Annotated in this window: 3 protein-coding genes; 2 read left to right on the forward strand and 1 reads right to left on the reverse strand. The window is 74.8% G+C overall.

Annotation, left to right across the window (positions count from 1 at the left end):
• Nucleotides 1-51: 51 nt before the first annotated feature.
• Nucleotides 52-1,770 carry an ABC transporter family substrate-binding protein gene (locus GTR00_RS17645; protein WP_166612886.1) on the forward strand — a complete coding sequence of 573 codons (1,719 nt, stop codon included), beginning with the start codon at nucleotides 52-54 and terminating at the stop codon, nucleotides 1,768-1,770.
• An 85-nt stretch (nucleotides 1,771-1,855) separates the two neighbouring features.
• Nucleotides 1,856-2,530, forward strand: coding sequence for an MBL fold metallo-hydrolase (locus GTR00_RS17650; RefSeq protein ID WP_166612887.1), 675 nt, complete (start codon nucleotides 1,856-1,858; stop codon nucleotides 2,528-2,530).
• Nucleotides 2,531-2,572: 42 nt separating this feature from the next.
• On the opposite strand, the gene GTR00_RS17655 is transcribed toward GTR00_RS17650, so the two are convergent.
• Nucleotides 2,573-3,207 (reverse strand): pentapeptide repeat-containing protein (locus GTR00_RS17655; protein ID WP_166612888.1); only part of this gene is annotated, 635 nt, incomplete at its 5' end.

Raw genomic sequence — 3,207 nt, forward strand, 5'->3', positions numbered from 1 at the left:
ACCCCGCACCACCCGAGCACCACCCGGGCACGACCCACGAGGAGAACCACCATGAACGCGACGACGACCCCGGCGCTCACGCGGCGCTCGGTGCTGGCGGCCGGGACCGCCGGCGGAGCCGCCCTCGCGCTGGCCGCGTGCAGCGGCGGGTCCGGCGGCAGCGGCGGGTCCGGCGGCGGTGCCGCCGAGCCGGCCGCCGCGACCACGAACGAGGTGAACCCGGTCGACTACGACCAGGTCGCCGCCGGCGGGGAGTTCCGCTGGCCGCTGTCGCAGATCCCGACGAACTTCAACTACGGCCAGCTCGACGGTGCCCTCGGGGACAACGCGGACGTCATCTACGCGTGCCTGCCGCGCCCGTTCGCGTTCTCCGCGGGTGCCGAGCCGACGGTCAACGAGGACTACTTCACCTCCATCGAGCTGACCAGCGAGAACCCGCAGGTGGTGACGTACACCATCAACCCCGACGCCACCTGGTCGGACGGCACGCCCATCACCGCCGCGGACTTCATCGCGCAGTGGAAGGCGAACAACGGCACGAACCCCGCGTACACGATCGCCGCCTCCAACGGCTACGACCAGGTCGCCGACGTGACCCAGGGCGCCGACGAGAAGCAGGCCGTCGTCACGTTCGCCCAGACCTACGGCGACTGGCAAGGCATCTTCGACCCGCTGTACCCGGCGAGCACCAACGACGACCCCGCGGTGTTCAACGAGGGCTGGATCGAGAAGATGCCGGTGACCGCCGGCCCCTTCACCCTCGAGAGCATCGACCAGGCCGCGCAGACCATCAGCCTCGTGCCGGACCCGAAGTGGTGGGGCCGCGCCCCCAAGCTGGAGCGCATCACCTACCGCGTCCTGGACCCCGACGCGCAGGTCGACGCCCTGGCCAACGGCGAGGTCGACTACGTCGACCTCGGTGCCAGCGCGAGCAACTACCAGCGCGCCACCGGCCTGCCGGGTGTGCAGGTGCGCCGCGCCGGCGGCCCGAACTACCGCCACGTCACCTTCAACGGCGCCTCGGCGCTGCTCTCCGACGTCGCGGTGCGGCACGCCGTGGCCCGCGCGATCGACCGGCCGACCATCGCCAAGGCCCTGCTCGGCCCCCTCGGCGGCACCCCTGCGCCGCTGGACAACCACGTGTTCATGACCAACCAGGACGGCTACGAGGCCAACGCCGGCGACCTCACCACCGGTGACGCCGCCGCGGCGGGCGCGGAGCTGGACGCGCTGGGCTGGGTGCCCGGCGCGGACGGCGTGCGCGCCAAGGACGGCCAGCGCCTGTCCCTGCGCATCGTCATCCCCTCCGGCGTCTCCTCCGCGCAGCAGGAGTCCGAGCTCATCCAGGGCATGCTCCAGGAGGCCGGGGTCGAGGGGCAGATCCAGGCGGTGCCCAGCGCCGACTTCTTCGAGCGCTACGTCAACGTCGGTGACTTCGACCTGGTCATCTTCACCTGGCTCGGCACCCCGTTCCCCGTCAGCAGCGGGCAGTCGATCTACCAGTCCGTGACCGGCGACGACGTCCGGCAGAACTACGGCCGCGTCAGCTCGCCCGAGGTGGACGCCGCCATCACCGCCGCGATCGCGGCGCTCGACCCCGCCGAGAAGGTCGCGGCGGGCAACGCCCTCGACACGGCGATCTGGAAGGAGGTCCACTCGCTGACGATGTACCAGCGCCCCGACCTGGCCGCCTGCAACGAGAAGCTGCAGAACTTCGGCGCCCAGGGCTTCGCCTCGGTGGACTACACCTCCATCGGGTTCTCCGCCTGACCCAGCGCTCCCGGCGACGCCCGGGGCGGCACCCGCGCGGTGCCGCCCCGGGCGTCCGCGCGTGCGGGCCCCTAGGCTGCCCGGTGTGCTGGTGCAGACCGTCGAGGCGTCCGTCGCGGGGACCAACTGCTACGTCGTGGCGCCCGGCGCCGGTGAGGAGTGCGTCGTCGTCGACCCCGGCGTCGACGTCGCCGACCGGCTGGCGGAGGTGCTGCGCGCGCACCGGTTGCGCCCGGCCGCGGTGCTGCTGACGCACGGCCACTTCGACCACACCTGGTCCGTGACGCCCGTGTGCGGCGCGCACGGGGTCGCGGCCACCATCCACGCCGACGACGCGCACCGCCTGCGCGACCCGCTGGCCGGGATGGGTCCGCAGCTGCGCGCCGCGCTGGACGCCTCCGGCGCGGGCACCTGGCGCGAGCCGGACGACGTGGTCACCGTGGCCGACGGCGCCCGCCTGGCCCTGGCCGGCCTGGACGTCACCGTCAGCCACGCGCCCGGGCACACGGAGGGCTCGGCGCTGTTCAGCGTCGCGCGCCCGGGGCGGAGCGACCTGCTGCTCGCCGGCGACGTCCTGTTCGCCGGCTCCATCGGCCGCACCGACCTGCCCGGCGGCGACGGGGGGGCGATGCGGCGCAGCCTGGCCACGCGCGTGCTGCCGCTGGACGACGCCACCGACGTGCTGCCCGGCCACGGCCCGGTCACCACCATCGGCCGCGAGCGCGCCACGAACCCCTGGCTGCGCCAGCTGCAGGGCTGAGGGCCCGCGCCCGCGCCGAGCGGGTCGCGCGGGTCGTGCGGGTCAGTCGAGCACGACGAGGCCGAGGTGCGCGGCCAGCAGCGGCGCCAGCCGCAGCAGCTGCACCTGGTCCACCACCAGCCCGCGCAGGCCGTCCAGCCCGCTGAGGGCGTCCACCGCGCTGGTGGAGACGTCCACCGCGGACAGCCGCGCCGAGGACACCTCCAGCCCGCCCAGCCGGCAGTCCTCGAAGCGCACCCGGCTCCAGCGCGCGCCCGTGGCGTCCACGTCGCGCAGGTCGCAGCCGGTGAACGTCACGTCGGTCAGCTCCGAGGCGCGCAGGTCCGCGAAGTCCACCCGGCCACCGGTGAACGCCACCCGCTCCAGCACCGCCCCGGGCGCCGACAGCGCCCCCACGCGCAGCTGCTCCACCTCGCACTCGCGCCACGCCGAGGCCCGCGCCGCCAGCTCGGTGGCCACCAGGCCGCTGAGGCGGCAGTCCACGAACCGCGCCCCGGTCAGCACCACCGCGCCGGCGCGGCAGTCCCGCCACCAGCAGCCCAGGAACCGCGCGTCGGTGGCGTCCACGCCCGACAGGTCCAGCCCGTCCAGCAGCACCCCGTCCAGGGCGTCCCCGGCCCCGGGCGGCGCGGTGCCCGCGGTGAGGTCCTGCTCGCCGAGCAGGTCCGGGGCGGGCG

Origin of the sequence: Kineococcus indalonis, assembly GCF_009906395.1 — a bacterium.
GTDB lineage: Bacteria > Actinomycetota > Actinomycetes > Actinomycetales > Kineococcaceae > Kineococcus > Kineococcus indalonis.